Here is a 21,950-nt window from a genome sequence, read left to right on the forward strand (position 1 = left end):
TCATATCACATTTTTGGGAGGCAGGCGTGACAGCTCGTTTCAAGGCGACCTCGGAAGGCCATTTCCACGGTGATGACATTTCGTGCAGATGCGCACTTGGAAAAGGTGGCATTGTCGCGGCAGAGGACAAAAGCGAAGGCGATGGGGCCTCCCCTCTGGGCATATGGGAGATGCGCCGCGTCTTCTGGCGCCCTGACCGGATGGAGAAACCTGAAACCGGGCTGCCCGCTGTTCCCCTCACCTTACATGATGGCTGGTGTGATGCACCCGAAGACCCATTGTACAACTGTCCGGTCCAATTGCCCTACCCAGCCAGTTGCGAACACCTTTGGCGGGACGATCATATCTACGACATCATCGTCGAGCTCGATCACAACCGCGATCCCGTTACACCGGGCGCGGGAAGCGCGATATTCTTTCATCTCGCCCGGGAGAACTATGCTGGCACGGAAGGCTGCATCGCCATCTCGCTTGATGACATGAAGCACGTTCTGTCCACATGCGAGCCCGGCAGCACGCTGGAAATCGCGCCTTAGCCGGTTTCGCGCGCGCCGAAAAAGGCGCTCCCAACGCGCACATGGGTCGCGCCGAAACGCGCGCCGAGTTCATAATCCGCACTCATGCCCATGGACAGGGCCGAAAGGCCATTCTCCCCGGCCAGCCTGGCCAATAGCGCGAAGTGCGGGCCGGCAGGCTCTTCGGCGGGTGGAATGCACATAAGCCCGGCAAGATGTCCGGGGTATGTCTGCCTGACCAAATCAACCAGTTCTTCTGTATTGCCTGGCAATACACCCGACTTCTGCGGCTCTTCGCCGGTGTTTACCTGTATGAAAAGCTCTGGAAACTTCTGCAGCTTATTCGCCGCTTCCGTAAGCGTACGCACGATCTTCGGCCGGTCGACGGTCTGGATGACATCGAACAGGGCGACGGCGTCTTCCGACTTATTGCTCTGGAGCGGGCCGATCAGATGCAGCTTGAGCCCGTTAATTTCACGTCTGTGCGTCCAATGCTCATGCGCTTCCTGCACACGGTTTTCCCCAAACACCCGGTGGCCGCAATCAAGAGCGGCCTCGATACGCTCATCGGGCTGGCGCTTGGAAACCGCAATCAACTCGACCGGTTGCGATGCGCTCTTGTCGAGGGCTGCCTGAATGGTGGCCCGGTGGCCTGCTATCGTGTCTGATAAAGGGGTGCTACTCATGGCAGAGATGAAGCATGGAGATAGACCTTCCCGCAAGTTCCGTCATGCCGTCCGCATGACGCGGCAACACATGCCTTCAGGTCTCCCGGCAGGTTTTTTCCTGACAGATCCTGTCCGCACACCGGACCCTGTTTCAACCATCCGGGGTCTTCCCGTGGGGGTCGGCGTGATTTTTCGCCATTTCGGGCAAGAGCCAGCTCTTTCAAAGGCACCTGACATTGTGCGCCTCTGCCAGCGCCAGAACAGGACAATTCTAGTAGGTGCCGATATGGAACTTGCAATTGCCATTGGCGCAGATGGCGTACACTGGCCGGCCCGCCTGGCTCATAAGATACCGGAATCAGTGCGCCATGTCCGCCTTAATACGCTCAGCGTCCACTCGGTTACAGAGTTGCAGCGTGCTCGCACAGTTGGCGCAGATGCCATTCTGGTGTCTGCCGTCTATCCTTCAGAAAGCCCCAGCGCTGGAGCACCCATTGGCCCCGGCCGCCTAAGGTCACTCGCACGCACAGCAGGACGGCCCGTTTACGCGCTTGGCGGCATTACGTGCGACAATGTGGAGAGAATAGCCCGAACGAGCGGATTCGCTGCGATTTCAGGCCTGAAAGAGGCGGCTGGCTAGAATTTGAAAGCCGAACGCAGGCGGATGCCGGTTTCGATCTTTTCATCCTGCAGCTGTTGCAGGGAGGCATCCAGTTCGCTTGCGCCGACACTCACCGAGCCACCAACGCTGATGCGCGGTGTAATGCGGAATTCTGCCCCAGCCCGCATTTCCTCCCGCGGAAGCGGGGAGTCTTCGGGGCGCGACGTCAGGTCCACGCTCAGTTGCCACTTGTCGCCCTTGACCCAGGCAAGCTTGACTTCCTTGCTTGGCCCGCTCTGCCAGATAGGCCGCTCATCGGACGGAGAACTCAGTGTGAACTGCCGGTACCAGTCGGGCTCGGCATCGTCTGTTTCAGAAACTGAAGGTGCCGGCATATCGACAGCCTGCGACTGCGCAAAGGCCGGGCCGGCCAAGCACACCGCAATCACTGAAAGATATGCACATTGTTTCTTCATGAAGACCTCACTAGCGCAATTAGCCACGAGAGTCGCGAAAATGAAGATTAAAATGCCGATATTTCCAAGAAATCGGCTGACAGTGTGATTTCTACCACAATCCCCGCCCCCTCAAGCGTGCCCGCAACCGTATCCAGTGTCTCATCCTGGTACGCAACAGCCAGTGAGAGATTGTCAGCGATGTCACGGGCAGCGCCGATACTGTAGGCGCGGCTGTCCAGACCCGCCAGGTCATCCTCGGCCTCGCCATAGTTGAAGGAAATTCCGGTCTCGCCGAAATTCTTCCTGAGACCGACTTCCCATGCCCTGTAATCGCCTGAAGCAAAACCATTGTCGCTCGACAGCCAGGAGGCGCCGATCTCGAAGGCCTCAAACTCCAGTGCCGCACCTGCTGAAAATGTCTCGGCCTTTTCCCTGACCCCCGGCAGAGGGCTGTTCGCCTCTGCACTCGACCAGCCGAGCGCTGCCTCGATGCGGACATCCGGATTTCGCAACCGTCGTGACAGATTGAGCCCCGCCTCCACGGCATTCGAAAGGTCCGGACCCATACGGCCCGCCTCCACAGACCGGTCGAGCCCGTCTGCTTCCGCATCAGGCGTGTAGGAGACGCCCGCGCGTAATCCGAGAATGCGCGGGCTTGCATAGCTTACTTTTGCCGAGGGCCCGGTCAGATCGTGATTGGTCCGCAATATCTTCAGGCCGGCCGGGTCGAGGTAGGGGTTGTTTATACCTGAATGACTGAGAACCGATGGGGCGCCTTCATGAAAACGTGCCGCAATCCCGCGGTCCCGGCCAACGCGCAACTCCCCATAGCCACCGTCCAGCTCGATATAGGCCGCCTCGGTCCGTCCACGTGCGCCAGCATTCAGCTCGCCAGGCCCGCCCGAAAGACCGGAATAGCCGCCTTCCTGCGCATTGAGGCCGTCAAAACGTCCGCGAAAACTTGGCCGGGCCGGATTGTCCCTTTGCCCGCGAATGGTCAGCCTGCCACTAACCTGCAGGCCGTTTTCAAGAACCTTTTCGACACGATTATCCAGCGAGAGCTCATAAAGTAACGGCTCGAACTCCGCTTCAGAACTATTGGACCCGGCCAGCCCGACAATCGTGACCGCCTCGATGTCGGACTCAAAGGTAACAGGCGCAGACTGCGCCATGGCGGGCGCGCTGGACAGTGCGGCCATGCCGGCAAGGATGCCATATTTGCTCATACTCAATTCCGGCTCTCCATGTAATCTGGCAGCGACCGCAGAACGGCACTGGTCCGGCAGGTCGCAGATGCTATACAGGCTCGTGATGAAGAAGATATTGCTGACAGGATCATGGCCATGAAGCGTACATTTCAAGCACTCGTCGCGGTTGCTGGCGCCCTCGCGCTGACAGGTTGCCTCTTCGGGGGGAGCAATGATGAGGAGATCAGTGTTGTCCAGGATTTCCAGGGCGGGGTTAATCCCTATCTCTGGCGTGCCAGCCTCGACACGCTCGACACGCTTCCTCTCACCACAGCCGATCCTGTTGGCGGCATCATCAATTATGACTGGAAGACATACGAAAACGCGGCCGGCGAACGGATCAAGGCAACGGTCTACATCCTCGATTCCCGGCTTCGCGCCGACGGTGTAAAGGTCAGCGTGTTCCGTCAGGTCGAGCAGGACGGCCAGTGGGTCGATGCCGCAGTCGACCCTGAGACAGGCATCCAGCTCGAGAATGCCATCCTCACACGGGCTCGCGTGCTTAAATCTTCCGAGCTGAGCTAGCACGTACAAGTCCAGACAATCGGGAGGGGTGCCGTGTCATCTCGCTATGATCCGCAGGCAGCGGAAGCAAAGTGGCGTCAGGCCTGGAAAGACGCCGACCTGTTTCGTGCGCTCGGGCCGGACGAAGCTGGCGACAGGCCAAAATCCTACGTCCTGGAGATGTTTCCCTATCCATCCGGACGCATCCATATGGGGCATGTGCGCAACTACGCCATGGGCGATGTCGTCGCCCGTCACAGGCGCGCACACGGCCACAACGTGCTTCATCCGATGGGTTGGGACGCATTCGGCCTGCCTGCGGAGAATGCCGCCATCGAGCGTGGCACGCATCCCGGCGACTGGACCTACAAGAATATCGACGCGATGCGCGCCCAGCTCGACAAGCTCGGCCTGACCCTCGACTGGAGCCGTGAATTCGCCACCTGCGACGAAGATTACTACGGCGAACAGCAGCGCATCTTCCTGAAAATGCTCGAAGCTGGCCTGGTCTACCGCAAGGCAAGCAAGGTAAACTGGGATCCTGTCGACAATACCGTCCTGGCCAACGAGCAGGTCATCGATGGCAAGGGCTGGCGCAGCGGCGCAGACGTCGAGCAGCGCGAACTGACGCAATGGTTCCTCAAGATCACCCAGTATGCCGATGCGCTCCTTGAAGGTATCGACACGCTTGATGAATGGCCTGAAAAGGTCCGCATCATGCAGGCCAACTGGATCGGGCGCTCCGAGGGCCTCCAGATGCGCTTTCCGTTCGAGGGCAAAGCGCCCGCAGGATACAGCGACGGCATAGAAATCTTCACGACACGCCCCGACACACTATTAGGTGCCAGCTTCATCGCTCTGTCGCCTGACCACCCCCTGACCATACAGCTGGCAGAAAATAATTCTGAGATTGCAGACTTCCGCACAGCTTGCGCCCGCATCGGCACGAGCGAGGAAGCCATTGAAAAGGCCGAAAAAATCGGCGTCGACACCGGCCTGCGCGTCACGCATCCGTTCGATGAGACACTGACCCTGCCGGTCTGGACGGCCAATTTCGTGCTCATGGGATATGGTACGGGCGCAATCTTTGCCTGCCCTGCGCATGACCAGCGCGATCTCGATTTCGCACGAAAGTACGATCTGGCCGTACGCCCCGTCGTACTTCCCTCCGATGCGGAACCGGACAGCTTTGCTGTCGATCAGGAAGCCTATGTCGGTCCTGGCACGATCTTCAATTCGCAGTTTCTCGACGGGCTCGAAATCGAGGCGGCCAAGTCGGCCGCGATCTCCCGTATCGAAGATATGGACCTGGGCAGCGGGACGGTTAATTACCGCCTGCGCGACTGGGGCGTTTCGCGTCAACGCTATTGGGGCTGTCCGATCCCTGTTATCCATTGCGACAGTTGCGGCGCTGTGCCCGTCCCGGAAGCCGACCTACCGGTCACACTTCCTCGCGATGTGAGCTTCGACAAGCCGGGCAACCCCCTGGCCCACCACCCGGACTGGAAGCACGTCGCCTGCCCCTCCTGCGGCAAGCCGGCCATACGCGAAACCGATACGCTCGACACCTTCGTCGATTCTTCCTGGTATTATGCCCGCTTCGCCAGCACGAACGATCCGGAAGAGCGCAGTTACTGGCTGCCTGTCGATCAATATGTCGGCGGGGTCGAACACGCCGTGCTGCACCTTCTCTATTCGCGTTTTGTCGCCCGTGCCCTGCGCGATATCGGCGAGATCGACCTGCCCTCTGGTGAGCCTTTTTCCGGGCTGTTCACGCAAGGCATGGTCACTCACGAGACCTACAAGGGCCCTGATGGCAAGTGGGTCGAACCCGTGGATGTCGAACGCCGCGGCGATAATCTTTTCCTCGTCGATTCAGGTGAACCGGTCACAGCCGGGCCGATCGAGAAAATGTCCAAGTCAAAAAAGAATGTTGTCGATCCCGATGAGATCATCGCAACATTCGGGGCGGATACAGCACGTTGGTTCGTTCTTTCAGACAGCCCGCCAGAGCGTGATGTCGAGTGGACACAGTCCGGCGTGGAGGGAGCCGCCCGCTTCGTGCAGCGTGTCTGGACGATTTTTTCCGGTTTGGGTGAAGATCAGGCCAGCGATGCTGCCCCTCAGGTCACACCCCTCATAAAGAGCTCCCACCGGGCTGCTGCCGCGATCGACAAGGCCATCCGTGAATTCCGCTTCAACGCGGCCATCGCCACCTGCCATGACTGGGTCAATACGCTCAAAAAGGCAGAGAATGCCACAGATGAGACACCCGATACCCGGCGGGCAAGTGCCCGGATGCTGGCCGTCTGCCTGACCCCCTTCATGCCGCACCTTGCCGAAGAGTGCTGGGCCATGCTCGGTGAAGACACTTTCATCTCCAGCACATCATGGCCGGAGTCCGACCCTGCGATTATGGAGGACGACAAGGTCACGCTGCCGATACAGGTGAACGGCAAGCGCCGGGCGCAGATTGATGTCGAAAAGAGCGCAGAGACCAGAGACATAGAGCGCATCGCTCTGACGAATCCAGACATTGAAGCCTTCCTTTCTGGCAAGGAGGTCAAGAAAGTTATTGTCGTGCCGGGCCGTATCGTGAATATCGTGGCAACATGAAACACGTCATTGCCCTCCTGCTCGGCTCGCTTCTGCTGACCGCCTGTGGCTTCCGTCCGCTCTATGCCGGGCAGTCTGGACTTGGCGGCATGACCGCTCAGAACATAAGCATCACTGAAATCGATGGCCGCTCGGGATACATGCTCCGCCAGGAACTGCTGCGGGAGCTTGCCACCGGCCTTCCGGGTGTCGAGAGCGATGCCATTCTCACCATTACTCTAAGTGAGGACATTACCCGCGCCAGCCTGTTGCCTGATGGTGCCGTATCGCGCTCATTCTACACTGCCAGCGGTCGCTACTCGCTCGAAACGGGTGGTGTCGTTCTGCGGGGTGACGCCGATGTGCAGGTGCCATTCGCAGCCACGCTTACGCCGTATACAGATGTTTCTGCGCAGTCTTACGCCGCTGATCGCGCCATGACCGAACTTTCCCGTAAGATCGTTGACCAGCTTCGAATACAGGCACAAAATAGCGGATGATTATCAAGCCTGCCGCTCTGTCAGGACATCTCCGCAAACCCGATCCCGCCCTATGGTGCATGCTCGTATTTGGCGATGATGACGGGGTCGTAAGCGATACGGCCGACAGCATCGCCAAGGCCTGGTCAGCTTCTGCAGCAGGCGGAGCGAAGGTGCTCACACTGAACGATGACGATATCCGGCGTGAGCCTCATCTGCTAAATGAACGTATTGAGACAGGCTCTCTGCTTGGAGAGACGGATATTATCCGTGTTCGGACGTCTGGTGAAAAGATATCCAAAGCCATACTTGGCCTTGTCGAACAGGCCGACCAGTCTCAAAGCCCTTTTCAGAATCGGCTACTGATCCTCTGCAGCGGACTCAACAAACGCTCAAAACTCCGGGCAGGTCTCGAATCCGCCCGCCTATCCGCCGCCATTCATGTCTTCGCCGACAGCGATCACTCCGTACGCGAACTGATACAGGCCCGTCTTGATACCGATGGGATTGCCATAGATCTTGATGCGCTCGACCGGTTTGCCGCAAACCTTCCCGGGCATCGAGGCCTGGCCAATCAGGAAACCGATAAACTGGCGCTTTTTGGTCGGGGTCTCGGTCGTCCCATTTCGCTTGATGACGTAAACAGACTTTCTCTTACCGATGCCGACACCAGCCTCAGGGACATGATTCATGCTGCGCTGGACGGTGACAGGGAGGCATGCCTGAACGAGTACCACCGCGTCTCTGAGTCCGGCACATCGGCGATCAGCATTCTGCGCCTGCTCGAACTGGAGGTTAAGCGGCTGCTTCAGGCACGTGGTCTTGCCGGTACAAGTGGAAATATCGGTATGAAACTGCGCCCGCCAGTCTGGCAATCAGAGTGGCCTGCATTTCGCTCCCGCATGGACCGCTGGTCGGCCCCCGCCCTCAATCGTCTGCTCGCGGCGGTACACGACCATGAAATCCGTGCCAAGGAAGCCGGCAATGCTGCCGACGCGTCAGTGCGCGTGCTTCTCCTGAATGTATTGAAGTCAGCGTCTGGCCGGCCTAGGACGCGCGGCGCGCAGTAAGCCGCCTGCAAAGATCGTCTAGCTGCTCCAAATCCTTGTATTTTATACGTAATTCCCCGCCGGACGACTTGTGGCGTATATCCACATCAAGACCCAGGCTGCGCGCAAGGTCTGCCTCGAGAGCTTCTGTATCGACATCCTTTGCGCCCGCGTCCACGCGTTTTGCGATCGCATCGAGCGAGCCTTCGTCCCGCGCATTCTTGACGAGCTTTTCAACCTCGCGAACGCTCATCTGCTTCTGAACCGCCATGGACACAACGGCATCCGGGTCCGCCGCACCGAGAGCGGCCCTGGCATGGCCTGCGGTAATACGCCCTTCCCGAAGATGCGTCCGCGATGTCTCGGAAAGGTTCAACAGGCGGATTGTATTTGCGATATGCGCCCGGCTCTTGCCCACACTTTCAGCCAAGCCCTCCTGCGTCCGCCCAAAGCGCTTCATCAGCGCGCCATAAGCTTCAGCTTCCTCAATGGGGTTGAGATCCGTGCGCTGCACGTTCTCGATAATTCCGATCTCCAGCAGCTCCAGCTCGTCCAGCTCGCGGATCGTGGCCGGGATTTCCTTCAGGCCGGCCTGCTTTGCCGCCCGCCAGCGCCGTTCACCCGCAATGATCTGGTACTTGCCTTCATCCTTTGGATCAGGCCGCACAAGGATAGCCTGCAACACGCCCTTGGTGCGAATGGATTCAGCCAGCTCTTTCAGGTCAGCCTCGGCAAAATAGCGGCGCGGCTGCTGCGGATTCGGCTTTATGTTGGCGACCGGAATTGTGGACGCCTCCGCGACTGGCGGCTGCCCTTCAGACGTGTCCTGGGATGAGGAGCTTGCACCCTCGACCTCCCCGATAAGAGCAGAAAGCCCACGGCCCAGACGGCTCGGTCTGGATTTCGGATCCGAAGACATCACGCCTCCACCAGTCTTGCGCGCTCACGCTGGAGCATTTCAGAAGCGAGACGAATATAGGCCTCGCTTCCCGGACAACGGTAATCATACAACAGTGCCGGCTTTCCGAAGCTCGGTGCTTCTGACAGGCGGACATTGCGCGGAATAACTGTCTTGTAGACCTTTGTGCCCAGAACTTCGCGCACCTCATCAGCTACCTGGTCAGACAAGTTATTTCGCTTGTCATACATGGTGAGCACAATCCCCTGAATATCCAGGTCTGGGTTAAGGCCAGACCGGACAACCTCGACCGTCCGCAAGAGCTGGCTCAGACCCTCCAGCGCCAGGAACTCGCATTGCAGCGGAACAAGGAGTGCATCTGCGGCCGTCATCGCATTGATAGTCAGGGATGAAAGCGATGGCGGGCAATCGATAAGGATAAAGTCGTAGCGCCTGTCCGCATCTTGCGCGACCCTGGCGACATAACCACGTATAGCGTCCCGTAACCTGTATGATCTTCGAGGATCCTCGGCCAGCTCGGTCTCAACACCAGACAGGTTCTCATCGCCTGGTACAATTTCGAGACGCGGCACCAATGTCGGCAAAATTGCCTGGTCGAGCGAGACCCTGTCCACCACGACATCATAGCTTGTCAGCTTCCGGTCAGCCCGCATGATGCCGAGACCGGTAGAGGCATTCCCCTGCGCGTCGAAATCAACGACCAGAACCCTGCGGCCAACCGCAGCCAGGGCTGTCCCGAGATTGATGGAGGTCGTCGTCTTGCCTACGCCGCCTTTCTGATTAGCCACTGCCAGAATACGGGTTCTGGAATCAGACACGTTTCGCCTCCATGATCTTCAGAATGATACCGCCTTCACTGGTGAGGCTTGGAATCGCTTCATAGGCGAGAGTCCAGCATTCCTGCGCCTCCGTCAATTCATCTCGCCAGTGTTCGCCTTTGAAAAAGAGTCCCGTTGCGCCACGTGAAATCCAGCTTTCTGTATACCCGAGTAATTTCGGCAATGGCGCCAAGGCTCTGGCCGTCACGTAATCGACAGGTTTCGGCTCGATAGCTTCAACCCGTTTGTTGTGAATTGTCGCCGGCAGCCCGAGTTCCGTGACCACCGCCGCAAGGAAAGCGCATTTCTTGCCAACAGATTCCACCATGGAAACATGCCCGTCCGCCGCACTGTTACAGGCCAGGACAAGACCCGGTAGCCCCGCGCCGGTTCCAATATCCAGAATACGTGCATCCTGTGTGACATGCGGTATGATTTGCGCACAATCGAGCACATGGCGCGCCCAGATATGCTCCATCTCCCTGGGTCCGATCAGGTTGAGCTTGCGCCGCCAATCATCAAGCAATTCGACATAGCTCTCTATACGGCTCAGCGTTTCACGTGAAACAAAAAGATCCGATAGTCTGGCCTTGGCCTCGTTTTCCGTCATGCTTAACTCGCGGCACGCTGAGGAGACTTGCGCCGCTTCACATGCGACAGCAATGACAGGAGAGCACCAGGCGTGACGCCCTCTATACGCCCGGCCTGCCCCAGTGTTGCCGGACGCACCGTTTCCAGTTTCGACCGGGCCTCATTCGACAAACTGCCAATGGCCCCGTAGTCGAGGTCGGACGGAATCTCGAGCGCTTCATCGCGGCGCAGCGCTTCAACGTCAGCCTTCTGACGCTCTAGGTAACCGGAATAGGTTGCCTCAATGACAAGCTGTGCGCGATGAGCAAACGGTATTTTTTCCAGCTCGGGAAATGCCGCCGCCACCTGCTCGAAGGAAATATCCGGGTATGCGAGATAGTCCCAGGCGCTACGCCGTTGCCCGTCCTGATTGACCTTCCAGCCGTGCTGGGCCGCTTCGTTCGGCGTGAGAACAAGGGTTTTCAGGCGATCACGTCCAGCTTCAAGACTTTGGTGTTTCACGTGAAACATCTCTCGCCGATCACTTCGGACCAGCCCGAGCTCAACGCCACGATAGGTCAACCGCTGATCGGCATTATCGGCGCGCAAAGCCAGCCTGTATTCCGCCCGAGATGTGAACATCCGGTACGGTTCACTGACTCCATGCGTGACAAGGTCATCAATAAGCACGCCAATATAGGCTTCCGCCCTGTCAAATACGGCCGCTTCTTTTCCTGCAACCTTCCGCGCCGCGTTCAGTCCGGCAACGAGACCCTGCGCGCCCGCCTCCTCATACCCCGTCGTGCCATTTATCTGGCCGGCAAGGTACAGCCCGGCTAGCGCCTTTACTTCCAGCCCGTGAGACAAGGCCCGTGGGTCCACATAGTCATACTCGATTGCATATCCCGGCTGGATAATGCGAACATTTTCCAGGCCCTCAATGGTCCGGACAAAAGCTTCCTGGACCTCCACGGGTAGAGATGTCGAGATCCCATTCGGATACACCGTAGTGTCGTCAAGTCCTTCAGGCTCGAGAAATATCTGGTGCCGCGTTTTTTCGGCAAACCTGTAGACCTTGTCTTCAATTGACGGGCAATATCGCGGGCCCTTTCCCGCAATCGCGCCAGAATAGACCGCGGACTTGTTCAGATTATCAGCAATGATTTCATGAGTGGCCGCGTTCGTGAATGTTATGCCACAGGCAAGCTGGGGCACATCGATCTGCGAGTTCATGAAAGAGAATGGCACAGGCTGCTCATCTGCAGGCTGCATTTCCAGCCTGTCCCAGTCAATCGTGCTGCCGTCCAGCCGTGCTGGCGTACCCGTCTTTAACCGGCCCATGGGAAGATTGAGACTATAAAGCCGGTCCGATAGGCCAATTGCTGGCGCCTCGCCGATACGGCCTGCCTCGATACGTTCTTCACCCCGGTGGATAATACCTTTCAGGAAAGTTCCGGTCGTAATCACTACGGCTTGCGCCCTGTAAGCACTCCCGGAAAGCCCGACCACGCCTGCCGTTCTCTCCTTCTCGACGATAAGGTCTTCGACACCATCCTCGATCAGGCTCAGATTTTCATAACCGGATAGCTCAGCCTGCATCGCTTCACGATACAGCCTGCGGTCAATCTGTGCGCGCGGGCCACGTACGGCCGGGCCTTTGGAACGGTTGAGAAGTCTGAACTGTATGCCTGACTTATCAGCCATACGCCCCATCAGGCCATCCAGCGCGTCAATTTCACGTACCAGATGTCCCTTGCCGAGCCCCCCGATGGCCGGATTGCACGACATCTCGCCAATCGTGGCAAGTTTATGTGTAATCAGCGCAGTCTTTGCCCCTGTGCGCGCGGCCGCCGCCGCTGCCTCGCACCCGGCATGACCGCCGCCCACGACAATAACATCGAAATCAAATGCACCCGGCATTTGCGCTCCGTCCTTCACTCATCTGGATGAAAGCGTGCCTATACACTATCTGCCCGTTAAAACACAGGGGCCGGATTCATTTGCCGATACAGAAGGAACTGAAGACGGCACCCAGTATTTCTTCCACACCGATCTCACCGACCAGCGTGGACAACTGGCGCGCAGCGAGCCGTACGTCTTCGGCGACAAGCTCAGCACCACCGCCGCGCGCCTGGAGGTCGAGCGCCTGTTTCACGTGAAACAGTGCGTTTTCTAGAGCCAGCCTATGGCGGCGCCGCGTAATCATGGGCGCCCCTGCCCTGCCGGCTTTTTTACGGATGACCTCTGCTATCCGCTCTTCAAGAACTTCAAAGCCGTCTCCCGTCGCCGCGGAAATAACGAGAACACCGCTTGCAATATCATGACTCGTCGACAGGTCTGATTTGTTCAGGACACAGATATCCTCATCCGAGACACCCGAAAAATCCCCTTCGGTATCGCTCGACCGCAGCTGGATCCGCAAATCTGCAGACGCCGCTCGTGCGTGGGCCCGCTTGACCCCTTCTGCCTCAATTGCGTCGCCCGCCTCGCGCAATCCAGCTGTATCGGCCACCCACGCGATCTGCCCCCCGATCTTCAAGCGCACTTCGACAATGTCGCGCGTGGTTCCGGGAATATCTGAAACGATTGCCGCCTCGCGCCGCGCCAGTCGATTTAGTACTGACGACTTGCCCGCATTCGGGGGTCCGACGATCGCAATGTGAAACCCTTCACGTATGCGCTCACCGATCTCGTCATCAGCCAAAGCCGCTTCGAGGCTATCTGAAATCACAAGAAGCTGCTGGCGTACCGGATGATCCGTATCGTCCGGCGCATCTTCTTCATCCGGAAAATCGATACTGACCTCAAGCAAGGCAAGCGCCTCTACCAGGCCGGACCGCCATTTCGCATACTGTCCTGACAAGCGTCCAGCCAGTTGGTCCAGCGCTAGGGACTTCTGTGCCCGGGTTTCCGCGTCGATCAGATCGGCAACGCCTTCTGCTTCCACCAGGTCCAACCGGCTATTTTCGAAGGCCCGGCGCGTGAACTCCCCCGGTTCAGCCAGTCGCGTCGATTCAAATCCACAAATCGTATCCAGCGCGTGCTCTATAACGGCCGCCCCGCCGTGAAGGTACAGCTCCACCGTATCTTCACCGGTGTAGGAATTTGGCCCCGGCATAAAAATCGCGAGGCCTTCATCGATTGTTTCACGTGAAACGTCGAGAAATCTGCCAAATGTGGCGTGCCGTGGTTTCGGCACCCCTCCTTCGAGCATCGAACCGCAGATGTCGCGCACCTGGCTCCCGCTAATGCGGACAATCGCAATAGCTGACGGCGGCAGCCCGGAGGCAAGCGCGCAGATGGTATCGCGCGCGCCGTCCATAGCCTAGTTCTTCATTGCCTCGAAGAACTCGTCATTTGTTTTTGTCTGACGGAGTTTATCGAGCAGGAAGTCGACCGCATCCGATGTCCCCATCGGGTTGAGGATACGCCGCAGGATATAGATCTTCTGCAACTGTTCCTTCGGCGTGATGAGTTCCTCTTTCCGCGTACCGGACTTCATGATGTCGATTGCCGGGAACACGCGCTTGTCTGCAATCTTGCGGTCCAGGACGATTTCGGAGTTACCCGTGCCCTTGAATTCCTCGAAGATCACTTCGTCCATACGTGAACCGGTTTCGATCAGCGCTGTCGCAATAATGGTGAGCGATCCACCGTTCTCGATATTGCGTGCTGCACCAAAGAAGCGTTTCGGACGTTGCAGCGCGTTCGCATCGACACCGCCTGTCAGCACCTTGCCGGAGCTTGGCACTGTTGTGTTGTAAGCGCGGCCAAGGCGCGTAATCGAGTCGAGCAGGATCACGACATCACGGCCATGCTCTGCAAGCCGTTTGGCTTTTTCGATAACCATCTCAGCAACCGACACGTGACGAGTCGCCGGTTCATCGAAGGTCGAGGAGATCACCTCGCCTTTCACCGAACGCTTCATGTCGGTGACTTCTTCCGGGCGCTCATCAATCAGAAGAACGATCAGGTAGCATTCCGGATGATTTTCCTCGATGGATGCAGCAATATTCTGAAGCAGAACCGTCTTACCCGTCCGCGGAGGCGCAACAATCAGGGCGCGCTGTCCCTTGCCGATGGGCGAAACAATGTCGATGACACGACCTGAACGATCCTTCTTCGTCGGATCATTCGTTTCCATATGCAGGCGCTGTTCCGGATAAAGGGGAACCAGGTTGTCGAAATGGACTTTCTGGCGCGCCTTGTCCGGGGCTTCGAAGTTCACGCCATTCACACTCATCAGCGCGAAGTACCGTTCGCCTTCGCCCGGCTCCTTGATTGGCCCCTCGACCGTATCACCGGTTTTCAGGCCAGCCTGCTTGAGCAGCTTCGGATTGACGTAAATATCGTCCGGGCCCGGCAGGTAGTTTGATTCCGGCGAGCGCATGAAGCCGAAGCCGTCATTCAGGACTTCAAGGACACCGCGCCCGATGATCGTGATGTCACGCTCTGCCAGCTCACGAAGGATTGCGTAGAGCATGTCCTGCGTCCGAAGCGAAGATGCGTTTTCAACTTCGAGGCTTTCCGCATAAGCGAGAAGTTCGGTCGGACTCTTGGCTTTCAGGTCACGAAGATAGACGTGACGATCGGTGCCGTTTTCGGATTCAATAACAATGTCGGACATGGGAGCTCGGGATAGACTGAACCCGTCATCGTGACGGGAGATAATATCTGGGAGATTCGCGTCAGCCCAGGACGGGCCGGGAATTTATGCGCCAGCTTATGCGCTTCAACAGCCGATCCGTCAAGACATGTTCACCAGCGTTAGAAAGGACGCACAATGACCATGACCACAATCACGATCAACAGAACGAATGGAAGCTCGTTCATAAGCTTTAACCGTCCGGCAGACACCTTTTCGCCCCGGTCGATTTTCTTGCCAAGGCTTATGAAATAGCCGTGTAGCCCGGTCAGGATCAGGACAAAGAGGAGTTTCACGTGAAACCATCCGGCCGACAGGAGTGCCGTATTCGACACCACCAGTGAAATTCCCAGAACCCAGACCAGGATTATGGAAGGATTGAGGATGATCTTGCGCAGCTTGTTGGACGCGCTTTTCATGGCCTCGAAGAGCTCTTCTCCCGGCGCCGATTTCAGCTGATGCAGCTTGTAACGCGGAAAGACAAGCATCCCGGCCATGAACGCGACAACAAAGATGAGATGGAAAGCTATAAGCCAGTTATACAACACGATAGCGCCTCCCTGTTCGGCCTATTTGTCGTGTGCCCGATTGCGCACAATGTCGACGACACGCTCAACATGCTTGATCGGCGTTGTTGGCAATACGCCGTGGCCGAGATTGAAGATATGCGGCCGGCCCCGATAGGCTTCGATGATCTCGATGACACGCCGCTCCATTTTTTCACCGCCCGCCATGAGCAGAAGTGGATCAAGCTGCCCCTGAACAGGGAAATCACTTGGCAGTTCCCGGTTCACGAATGCCGATGAGATAGCCGTATCCAGGCCGACAGCATTGACCCCTGTCAGGTCTGTATATGCCGGTAGCATTGTTCCCGCACCACGTGGAAAACCGATGATCGGCACATCGACACCGAGTTCCCGCAACCGCAGAACAAGCTTGCGATTGGGCTGTACGACGATCTGTTCGAAAACATCCTCGGCAAGCCCTTCCGCCCAGGACTCGAACATCATCAGCGCATCCGCCCCTGCTTCGACCTGGGCAGCCATGTAATGCGCCGTAGCCTCCACGAGGTCATCCAGAAGCAGGTCGAGACCCGCCGGGTTCTGATGTGCCCAGAGCCGTGCCTGTGATTTGTCCGTGCCTCCGCGGCCTTCAATGGCATAGAGCGCAACCGTCCAGGGTGCCCCGGCAAAGCCGATCAGTGTCTTGCCGGGCTCGAGCTTGGATTTGACCCTCGAGACTGTCTCGTAAACCGGGGACAGTCTCTCCTTGACCTGTTCGACAGGAACCTTGTTGAGGCGCCCTTTTTCCTCGACGGTTTCAACAATTGGTCCGACACCCTTTTCGAACCGCACACCCTGGCCGAGCGCATCAAGGATCAGCAGGATATCTGCGAACAGGATGACACCATCCATATCGTAGCGCTCGATCGGCTGAAGTGTCGCCTCAGCTGCCAGAGATGGGCTGTAACAGAAGTCCAGGAAATTCTTGGCCCTGGACCGAAGCTCCATATATTCAGGCAAATGCCTGCCCGCCTGACGCATCATCCAGATGGGAACAGGGTCCCGCCTTTGGCCATTCAGCACATCAAGGAGTGGTTTTAGCGCGGTGTTAGCCATCTGGCTCCCTTCAAACTTTTCAATCAACCTTGGTTCTTATCATTACTAGTCACTGGAAATCGTGGACAAAGCGTCTCAGGACAAGTTTTCAGCAGGATTTCCACAGCGAGTCCAAGCCGGTGTACAGATTTTAAGGTTTCATTAACATTCTGGAATCGCGATTAAAATTGCGTTAACCATTTTACTTGTCCGCCGGTCTGGAACAGGCCGGGAATCATGGCTGTCAGATTCATCCGGGTGTGGATTTCTGGTGAATGAATCCGGGGAAACAAATCAACCCACAAGGTGTCCACAGGGGTTGTCGATTTCTTCAGGACACTGCACTTTCCTGCAATCCAGATTGTGCGGTCCGGGGGTCAGATGCGTCCAAGCATATACTTCAACGTTCACCTCGTCTCCGATTCGACCGGTGAGACGCTGAATGCCGTCATGCGCGCCGCCGCGGCGCAGTTCGAGAACGTTACTCCTCTGGAGCACAACTATTACCTGGTCCGCTCGGAGCGCCAGCTGGAGCGCGTGATGCGCGATATCGAAGCTGCGCCTGGCGTGGTCTGGTTTACAATTTCCGATGAAGCGCTTCGCATAAAGCTCGAAGAGTTCTGCCGGGCCCACCAGATACCCGTACTTGCTGTGCTAGACGCATCTATCCACCTATTGAGCCGACATCTCGGTGTTGCTGCAACCGATCGTGTTGCTGGCCAGCATGCGCTTAATCAGGAATATTTCGAACGGATCGAGGCGATCAATTACGCACTGTCCCATGACGATGGGCAGAATGTGGAGGGCCTGGCCCACGCCGACGTGATCCTTGTCGGGGTCAGCCGCACCTCCAAGACGCCAACCTGTGTGTATCTTGCCAATCGTGGCATAAAGGCGGGTAATATTCCCCTCGTGCCGGGTGTTCCGCCGCCTGCCGTGCTTGATAACCTCGACCCGGAGACGGGACCGCTGGTCATCGGCCTGAAAATCGGCGTTGAGCGGCTTGTGCAGATCCGCAGTCAGAGACTTATCGCACTCAATGAGACCTCGGCGACGGACTATACTGACGAAGAGGCCGTCCGTTCCGAAGTGACCCAAGCCAGCCGTCTCTTCCAACGCAAGAAATGGACGATCATTGATGTCTCGCGGCGTAGCGTCGAGGAAACTGCAGCTGCGATCCTGAACAAGTATAATGAACGCAAGGGGCATGGATGAGCCACGACGTCATACTCGCTTCCGGTAGCGCGAGCCGCCGCTGCCTGCTGGCCGCCGCTGGCGTGGAAGCGGCCAATGTAAAACCAAATGTTGACGAGGATGCAGCCAAGGCATCTTTCCGGGCGAGCGGCATGCGTGTTTCCGATCAGGCCATGCAGCTGGCTGAGCTGAAAGCAGTCAAGGTCTCGCGGAATACAGGCGGTCTCGTCATTGGTGGCGACCAGATGCTGAACCTCGATGGCGAAGCGCTCGACAAACCAAGGGACATGGACGAGGCGGCCAGTCATCTGCGCCGTTTTTCCGGCAAGCCTCACAAGCTGGAGACGGCGATCGTGATCGCCGAGAATGGTGAGCCTGTCTGGCGCTTTCTCACGACACCGAAACTCACCGTGCGACCGTTGACCGATGACTTCATCACGACCTATCTCGAGGCGGCCGGTCCGGACATCCTGAACACTGTTGGCGCCTACCAGCTCGAAGGGCTTGGCGCACAGCTTTTCAGCCGCATCGAGGGCGACTATTTCTCCATCCTTGGCCTGCCCTTGCTCCCGCTGCTGGACTATTTGCGCACACGTGGCGTACTGAACGCATGATGGACCGTCTTGCTGTCATAGGAGACCCGGTGGGTCACTCCCTTTCCCCGCAGATCCATATGACATGGATCGACGGCCTGGGAATGGATGCCTCATATGAATCCATCCGGGTTCCGGCTGGAGAAACAGCAGACGCGCTCGAGCGGTTTGCTCAGAACAGTTTCCGTGGCCTGAACGTGACCCTGCCGCACAAGCAGGCCGTTGTTGAAAGCGCCAGCGACCTGTCGCCTGCAGTTAAGGTTATCGGCGCAGCCAACACGCTCAGCCGCAAACCTGATGGCACCTGGAGGGCCGACAATACAGATGCGCCGGGCCTGATGTCAGCCCTGTCCCGTATTAATGTACGGGATGTCGCCGGAAAGACCGTTCTGGTTCTCGGTGCTGGCGGGGCTGCCCGCGCAGCGCTCTATGCCCTGGATGAAGCTGGCGCAGGGCTGATCGTTCTCAACCGCACTGTGGAAAAGGCGGAAAAAGTCATCGACTCCTGCTGCCAGCGCAGCCACGAATATGGCTCGCTTGCGGACATGGAACAGTACGCCCGGAAGGCGGACCTCATCATTAACACGACCAGCGCTGGTTATACCGGCGAACATTTCCACCTCCCGCAAGGCGATGGCAGGCTTTTTTTTGACATCAGCTATGGCAAGCCAGCGGCTGCCCAGCTTGACCACGCAAGCGAGTGTGGCTGGCGGGCTGAGGACGGTCTGGGCATGCTGGTCTGTCAGGCGGCTGAGAGTTTCCGCATCTGGTTTGGCGGCGAGCTTCCCGATATTGAGCCCGCCCTCGCCGTCTGCCGCGAAACACTGAAGTCCTACCAATGATCATACTCGGCCTCACCGGCTCCATCGGCATGGGCAAGAGCGCAACGGCCAAAATGTTCGCCGAGGCCGGCATACCCGTTTACGATGCAGATGCCGCCGTTCACTCGATTTATGAAAAAGGCGGGCTTGCCGTCACGCCGCTGGGCGAACGCTTTCCCGGCGTTGTGGTCGATGGCGCTATCAGCCGCCAGCGCCTGCGCGACATCGTTCTGGAAGACCCGGATGCCATGAAGGACCTTGAAGGCATAGTGCATCCGCTTGTCGGGGAGACACAGATACGCTTCCGGCAGGAGGCCAAGGCTTCAGGCGCGCGTCTTGCCGTGCTTGATATCCCCCTGCTCTACGAGACGGGCGGCGACAAGCGGTGCGACTATGTAGCCGTCGTTACTGCGCCGGAAGAGGCCCAGCGAGAGCGCGTCATGTCGCGCCAGGAAATGTCGGAAGCCGATTTCGAGAAGATCCTCGACAAACAGGTCCCTGACGCAGACAAGCGCGCCAGGGCCGATTTCATCATCTCTACAGCCTTCGGTTTCGAATTCGCGCGAACACATGTAAACGCGATCATAGACCTGCTCACAGGGATGGATGAGGCCTGAACATGACGAGCCCGCTGCGCGAGATCGCCTTCGATACAGAAACGACCGGTCTCGACTGGTCAGGTGACGACCGTATCATCGAACTGGGTGCGGTAGAGCTCATCAATCACGTCGCTACAGGGCGAACCTTTCATGAGCGGATCAATCCCCGCCGCGCGGTGTCAGCCAAGACGATCGAGATTACCGGCCTGACCGATGACATGCTGGCCGATAAACCCTTCTTCGAGGACCCGAGCATCGTCGATGCGCTGCTCGATTTCATCGGGGACGCGCCGGTCGTGGCCCATAATGCCAGTTTTGACCGTGGCTTCCTGAACGCAGAGCTTGCTCGCTGCAACAAGCCGGAAATACCGCTGGAGCAGTGGGTCGACACACTGGATATTGCCAAGAAGCGCTATCCCGGTGCGCCAGCCTCACTCGATGCGCTGTGCAAGCGCTTCGATATCGGGTTGGAAGCGCGCACACTGCACGGCGCACTCCTGGACAGCCAGCTCCTCGCGGAAGTGTATCTCGAATTGCGCGGTGGCCGTGCCAGAAGCTTCGATTTTTCCGATGGGGTGTCAGCCGAGGATGCTGCCCGTTTCAGGGAGGCCAGGCAGCGCCCGACGCCTCTGCCCTCATTGCTGACGGCAAGCGAAGCCGAAGCGCATTCGGCTTTTATCGAAGAGCTTGGCGGAGAGTCGATCTGGGCGCAGCTTAAGGCCTGAGACCCAGCCGGACAGGACTAGGCCTGTCCGTTTCCGTTTTCAGGGGTTTCGCCCGGCGCGGCGTGCTGGGCGCCATCCGGCTTGGCCTGCCCTGCGGCCTGTGCCGCCCGGCCCTGTTCTTTCTGCTGGCGATAAAGTGCAGTGAAGTCGACCGGGTCAATCCGGAGCGCCGGGAAACCACCTTCCTGGGTGAGGTTCGCGACAATGCTGCGCGCGAACGGGAAAAGAAGGCGCGGGCATTCGATAAGAAGCATTGCTTCCATATCCGATTGGGAAGCGCCTTGAATCTGGAAAAGACCAGCATATTGCAGTTCCACGAGGAAGAGTGCGGTCTGCTGTGTGCCAGCGCGCGCATTCATCTTCAGGACAACTTCATAGACGCCTTCAGACTGGTTCTGCGGAATGGCCTGAACGTCTATGCCAAGATCCACGTTTGGCTGTTCATTGACGCGCGCGCCAGGGTTTTCGAAGGACAGGTCCTTGATATACTGGTTCATCACACGCAGGCTGGGGCCCGTAGGCTGCTGCGGCTGGGGTGCGGCGTCAGACGTGTCGCTCATTGGCATGAAATCCTCTACAGACAGGCTCTGGCGCCTACCATGTGCCCTCTTCCTGCGCAACACTGGGTGGCACAGCTGTAAACTCTCCTATATTGGGGAAAGGACCACACAGGATTCTCTTGGAGCCCGCATGTCATCCTCCTTCATAGAACTGGCCCTGCTGATCGCCATTGCGGCCTTTATCGGCTGGCGTCTCTATTCGACGCTGGGCGGCGATGAGGGCCCGCCAGAAGGACGCGCCCGTTCTGAGCCGCAGCGTCCCCGCCCCGTGAATGGCGACAGGGAGGCGCGCCAGCCCGAGTCCGGCCTTCGTCCGGCCTTTACCGGCCCAGCCGCTGCTGGGCTTGAGACCATTCATGGTGCCGATCCGGACTTCAATCCACGCGAATTTCTGCAAGGCGCTCGCGGCGCTTACGAGATGCTGGCCAATGCCTTTGCCCGCGGTGACCGGGAGACGCTAAAGCCCTGGCTCGACACGGATGTGTATGAAGCCTGGGATAGCGCCATCGCCGAGCGGGAAAAGACCGGCGCGGAAGCGCCTCAGCTTCTGCGCATCTGCCACAGTGAAATCGACGATGCGAGCCTCGATGGAAGCATCGCCCGGGTGACGGTGCGCTTTGAAGCAGAGCTTGGCGAAGGTGACATGACCCGGCGTTCGGAAGAATACTGGACCTTCATGCGTGATACGACGTCGGATGATCCCAACTGGCTGCTCGATGACGTCGATACCGCTGAATAGTTTATGTGCGGCGTCTGGCGGGCCGACTGCCACTGACAGAAATTTCATATTGT

General features: G+C 58.1%; 24 protein-coding genes. 12 read left to right on the forward strand and 12 right to left on the reverse strand.

Translation table 11 applies throughout. The features are described 5' to 3' along the window. The first annotated feature begins 26 nt into the window (after nt 1-26). Nucleotides 27-536: a L,D-transpeptidase family protein gene (locus Q1K31_RS05210; protein ID WP_300377445.1), complete on the forward strand. Its 510-nt coding sequence runs from the start codon at nt 27-29 to the stop codon at nt 534-536. Here Q1K31_RS05210 and Q1K31_RS05215 read toward each other — a convergent pair. Beyond that, nucleotides 533-1,201 carry a YggS family pyridoxal phosphate-dependent enzyme gene (locus Q1K31_RS05215; RefSeq protein ID WP_300377447.1) on the reverse strand — a complete coding sequence of 223 codons (669 nt, stop codon included), beginning with the start codon at nt 1,199-1,201 and terminating at the stop codon, nt 533-535. The genes Q1K31_RS05210 and Q1K31_RS05215 overlap by 4 nt on opposite strands. Between Q1K31_RS05215 and Q1K31_RS05220 the strand changes: the two genes are divergently transcribed. Next, nucleotides 1,200-1,823 carry a thiamine phosphate synthase gene (locus Q1K31_RS05220; RefSeq protein WP_300377449.1) on the forward strand — a complete coding sequence of 208 codons (624 nt, stop codon included), beginning with the start codon at nt 1,200-1,202 and terminating at the stop codon, nt 1,821-1,823. The genes Q1K31_RS05215 and Q1K31_RS05220 overlap by 2 nt on opposite strands. Here Q1K31_RS05220 and Q1K31_RS05225 read toward each other — a convergent pair. Then, on the reverse strand, nt 1,820-2,260 hold the full coding sequence (locus Q1K31_RS05225) for an NtrZ family periplasmic regulatory protein (protein WP_300377451.1): 441 nt from the start codon (nt 2,258-2,260) through the stop codon (nt 1,820-1,822). The two genes, Q1K31_RS05220 and Q1K31_RS05225, sit on opposite strands and share 4 nt — an antisense overlap. A gap of 47 nt (nt 2,261-2,307) precedes the next feature. After that, nucleotides 2,308-3,468: a porin gene (locus tag Q1K31_RS05230; protein WP_300378259.1), complete on the reverse strand. Its 1,161-nt coding sequence runs from the start codon at nt 3,466-3,468 to the stop codon at nt 2,308-2,310. A gap of 117 nt (nt 3,469-3,585) precedes the next feature. On the opposite strand from Q1K31_RS05230, the gene Q1K31_RS05235 reads away from it, so the two are divergent. The 4 genes from Q1K31_RS05235 to holA are packed head-to-tail and all read left to right on the forward strand — an operon-like array spanning nt 3,586 to nt 8,137. Continuing rightward, on the forward strand, nt 3,586-4,014 hold the full coding sequence (locus Q1K31_RS05235) for a DUF3576 domain-containing protein (RefSeq protein WP_300377453.1): 429 nt from the start codon (nt 3,586-3,588) through the stop codon (nt 4,012-4,014). A 33-nt stretch (nt 4,015-4,047) separates the two neighbouring features. After that, entirely contained in the window at nt 4,048-6,609 is a 2,562-nt protein-coding gene (gene leuS / locus Q1K31_RS05240; RefSeq protein ID WP_300377455.1) for a leucine--tRNA ligase, read from the forward strand. Then, on the forward strand, nt 6,606-7,088 hold the full coding sequence (gene lptE / locus Q1K31_RS05245; protein ID WP_300377457.1) for an LPS assembly lipoprotein LptE: 483 nt from the start codon (nt 6,606-6,608) through the stop codon (nt 7,086-7,088). Before leuS ends, lptE begins: the two co-directional genes overlap by 4 nt. Beyond that, complete coding sequence (gene holA / locus Q1K31_RS05250) at nt 7,085-8,137, forward strand: DNA polymerase III subunit delta (RefSeq protein WP_300377459.1); 1,053 nt, start codon at nt 7,085-7,087, stop codon at nt 8,135-8,137. Before lptE ends, holA begins: the two co-directional genes overlap by 4 nt. On the opposite strand, the gene Q1K31_RS05255 is transcribed toward holA, so the two are convergent. The 8 genes from Q1K31_RS05255 to hemE form a co-directional block, all read right to left on the reverse strand. Beyond that, entirely contained in the window at nt 8,115-9,035 is a 921-nt protein-coding gene (locus Q1K31_RS05255; RefSeq protein ID WP_300377461.1) for a ParB/RepB/Spo0J family partition protein, read from the reverse strand. The genes holA and Q1K31_RS05255 overlap by 23 nt on opposite strands. After that, nucleotides 9,035-9,853 carry a ParA family protein gene (locus tag Q1K31_RS05260; protein ID WP_300377463.1) on the reverse strand — a complete coding sequence of 273 codons (819 nt, stop codon included), beginning with the start codon at nt 9,851-9,853 and terminating at the stop codon, nt 9,035-9,037. The genes Q1K31_RS05255 and Q1K31_RS05260 overlap by 1 nt, the downstream gene beginning before the upstream one ends. Next, the gene (gene rsmG, locus Q1K31_RS05265; protein ID WP_300377465.1) at nt 9,846-10,463 is read right to left on the reverse strand and encodes a 16S rRNA (guanine(527)-N(7))-methyltransferase RsmG; all 618 of its coding nucleotides are present in this window, start codon (nt 10,461-10,463) and stop codon (nt 9,846-9,848) included. Before rsmG ends, Q1K31_RS05260 begins: the two co-directional genes overlap by 8 nt. A gap of 2 nt (nt 10,464-10,465) precedes the next feature. Continuing rightward, nucleotides 10,466-12,343 (reverse strand): tRNA uridine-5-carboxymethylaminomethyl(34) synthesis enzyme MnmG, encoded by a 1,878-nt coding sequence (mnmG, locus tag Q1K31_RS05270; RefSeq protein ID WP_300377467.1) that lies wholly within the window; start codon nt 12,341-12,343, stop codon nt 10,466-10,468. A gap of 76 nt (nt 12,344-12,419) precedes the next feature. Beyond that, nucleotides 12,420-13,745: a tRNA uridine-5-carboxymethylaminomethyl(34) synthesis GTPase MnmE gene (mnmE, locus tag Q1K31_RS05275; RefSeq protein WP_300377469.1), complete on the reverse strand. Its 1,326-nt coding sequence runs from the start codon at nt 13,743-13,745 to the stop codon at nt 12,420-12,422. A 3-nt stretch (nt 13,746-13,748) separates the two neighbouring features. Beyond that, nucleotides 13,749-15,050 carry a transcription termination factor Rho gene (rho, locus tag Q1K31_RS05280; RefSeq protein WP_300377471.1) on the reverse strand — a complete coding sequence of 434 codons (1,302 nt, stop codon included), beginning with the start codon at nt 15,048-15,050 and terminating at the stop codon, nt 13,749-13,751. Nucleotides 15,051-15,190: 140 nt separating this feature from the next. Continuing rightward, the gene (locus Q1K31_RS05285) at nt 15,191-15,616 is read right to left on the reverse strand and encodes a CopD family protein (protein ID WP_300377473.1); all 426 of its coding nucleotides are present in this window, start codon (nt 15,614-15,616) and stop codon (nt 15,191-15,193) included. 21 nt (nt 15,617-15,637) lie between these two features. Further along, nucleotides 15,638-16,687, reverse strand: a complete 1,050-nt coding sequence (gene hemE, locus Q1K31_RS05290) for a uroporphyrinogen decarboxylase (RefSeq protein WP_300377475.1) — start codon at nt 16,685-16,687, stop codon at nt 15,638-15,640. Between the two features lie 360 nt (nt 16,688-17,047). Here hemE and Q1K31_RS05295 point away from each other — a divergent pair, with 360 nt between their 5' ends. From Q1K31_RS05295 to dnaQ, 5 genes are read left to right on the forward strand one after another with little or no spacing between them, the layout of a single operon-like run. Continuing rightward, nucleotides 17,048-17,881 carry a pyruvate, water dikinase regulatory protein gene (locus Q1K31_RS05295; protein ID WP_300377477.1) on the forward strand — a complete coding sequence of 278 codons (834 nt, stop codon included), beginning with the start codon at nt 17,048-17,050 and terminating at the stop codon, nt 17,879-17,881. Beyond that, complete coding sequence (locus tag Q1K31_RS05300) at nt 17,878-18,474, forward strand: Maf family protein (protein WP_300377479.1); 597 nt, start codon at nt 17,878-17,880, stop codon at nt 18,472-18,474. The genes Q1K31_RS05295 and Q1K31_RS05300 overlap by 4 nt, the downstream gene beginning before the upstream one ends. Beyond that, nucleotides 18,471-19,295: a shikimate dehydrogenase gene (gene aroE / locus Q1K31_RS05305; RefSeq protein WP_300377481.1), complete on the forward strand. Its 825-nt coding sequence runs from the start codon at nt 18,471-18,473 to the stop codon at nt 19,293-19,295. Before Q1K31_RS05300 ends, aroE begins: the two co-directional genes overlap by 4 nt. Continuing rightward, nucleotides 19,292-19,891, forward strand: a complete 600-nt coding sequence (coaE, locus tag Q1K31_RS05310; RefSeq protein WP_300377483.1) for a dephospho-CoA kinase — start codon at nt 19,292-19,294, stop codon at nt 19,889-19,891. The genes aroE and coaE overlap by 4 nt, the downstream gene beginning before the upstream one ends. A 2-nt stretch (nt 19,892-19,893) precedes the next feature. Next, nucleotides 19,894-20,598 (forward strand): DNA polymerase III subunit epsilon, encoded by a 705-nt coding sequence (gene dnaQ, locus Q1K31_RS05315; protein ID WP_300377485.1) that lies wholly within the window; start codon nt 19,894-19,896, stop codon nt 20,596-20,598. A 17-nt stretch (nt 20,599-20,615) separates the two neighbouring features. Here the strand turns inward: dnaQ and secB are convergent, their stop codons facing one another. After that, a complete protein-coding gene (gene secB / locus Q1K31_RS05320; protein WP_300377487.1) occupies nt 20,616-21,158 on the reverse strand; it encodes a protein-export chaperone SecB in 543 nt (180 codons plus the stop codon). 130 nt (nt 21,159-21,288) lie between these two features. On the opposite strand from secB, the gene Q1K31_RS05325 reads away from it, so the two are divergent. Then, a complete protein-coding gene (locus Q1K31_RS05325) occupies nt 21,289-21,897 on the forward strand; it encodes a Tim44/TimA family putative adaptor protein (protein WP_300377489.1) in 609 nt (202 codons plus the stop codon). Nucleotides 21,898-21,950: the final 53 nt, after the last annotated feature.

The sequence above is a fragment of the Henriciella sp. genome, assembly GCF_029936995.1.
Lineage (GTDB): Bacteria > Pseudomonadota > Alphaproteobacteria > Caulobacterales > Hyphomonadaceae > Henriciella.

Excerpts from the sequence above, each read along its gene's own strand:
- Q1K31_RS05235 (WP_300377453.1), top strand. The coding sequence starts at position 3,586 with ATGAAGCGTACATTTCAAGCACTCGTCGCGGTTGCTGGCGCCCTCGCG.
- mnmG (WP_300377467.1), bottom strand. The coding sequence starts at position 12,343 with ATGCCGGGTGCATTTGATTTCGATGTTATTGTCGTGGGCGGCGGTCAT.
- hemE (WP_300377475.1), bottom strand. The coding sequence starts at position 16,687 with ATGGCTAACACCGCGCTAAAACCACTCCTTGATGTGCTGAATGGCCAA.
- mnmE (WP_300377469.1), bottom strand. The coding sequence starts at position 13,745 with ATGGACGGCGCGCGCGATACCATCTGCGCGCTTGCCTCCGGGCTGCCG.
- Q1K31_RS05325 (WP_300377489.1), top strand. The coding sequence starts at position 21,289 with ATGTCATCCTCCTTCATAGAACTGGCCCTGCTGATCGCCATTGCGGCC.
- secB (WP_300377487.1), bottom strand. The coding sequence starts at position 21,158 with ATGAGCGACACGTCTGACGCCGCACCCCAGCCGCAGCAGCCTACGGGC.
- Q1K31_RS05230 (WP_300378259.1), bottom strand. The coding sequence starts at position 3,468 with ATGAGCAAATATGGCATCCTTGCCGGCATGGCCGCACTGTCCAGCGCG.
- rsmG (WP_300377465.1), bottom strand. The coding sequence starts at position 10,463 with ATGACGGAAAACGAGGCCAAGGCCAGACTATCGGATCTTTTTGTTTCA.
- lptE (WP_300377457.1), top strand. The coding sequence starts at position 6,606 with ATGAAACACGTCATTGCCCTCCTGCTCGGCTCGCTTCTGCTGACCGCC.
- Q1K31_RS05300 (WP_300377479.1), top strand. The coding sequence starts at position 17,878 with ATGAGCCACGACGTCATACTCGCTTCCGGTAGCGCGAGCCGCCGCTGC.
- aroE (WP_300377481.1), top strand. The coding sequence starts at position 18,471 with ATGATGGACCGTCTTGCTGTCATAGGAGACCCGGTGGGTCACTCCCTT.
- Q1K31_RS05225 (WP_300377451.1), bottom strand. The coding sequence starts at position 2,260 with ATGAAGAAACAATGTGCATATCTTTCAGTGATTGCGGTGTGCTTGGCC.
- dnaQ (WP_300377485.1), top strand. The coding sequence starts at position 19,894 with ATGACGAGCCCGCTGCGCGAGATCGCCTTCGATACAGAAACGACCGGT.
- Q1K31_RS05215 (WP_300377447.1), bottom strand. The coding sequence starts at position 1,201 with ATGAGTAGCACCCCTTTATCAGACACGATAGCAGGCCACCGGGCCACC.
- Q1K31_RS05295 (WP_300377477.1), top strand. The coding sequence starts at position 17,048 with ATGCGTCCAAGCATATACTTCAACGTTCACCTCGTCTCCGATTCGACC.
- Q1K31_RS05220 (WP_300377449.1), top strand. The coding sequence starts at position 1,200 with ATGGCAGAGATGAAGCATGGAGATAGACCTTCCCGCAAGTTCCGTCAT.
- coaE (WP_300377483.1), top strand. The coding sequence starts at position 19,292 with ATGATCATACTCGGCCTCACCGGCTCCATCGGCATGGGCAAGAGCGCA.
- Q1K31_RS05255 (WP_300377461.1), bottom strand. The coding sequence starts at position 9,035 with ATGTCTTCGGATCCGAAATCCAGACCGAGCCGTCTGGGCCGTGGGCTT.
- holA (WP_300377459.1), top strand. The coding sequence starts at position 7,085 with ATGATTATCAAGCCTGCCGCTCTGTCAGGACATCTCCGCAAACCCGAT.
- rho (WP_300377471.1), bottom strand. The coding sequence starts at position 15,050 with ATGTCCGACATTGTTATTGAATCCGAAAACGGCACCGATCGTCACGTC.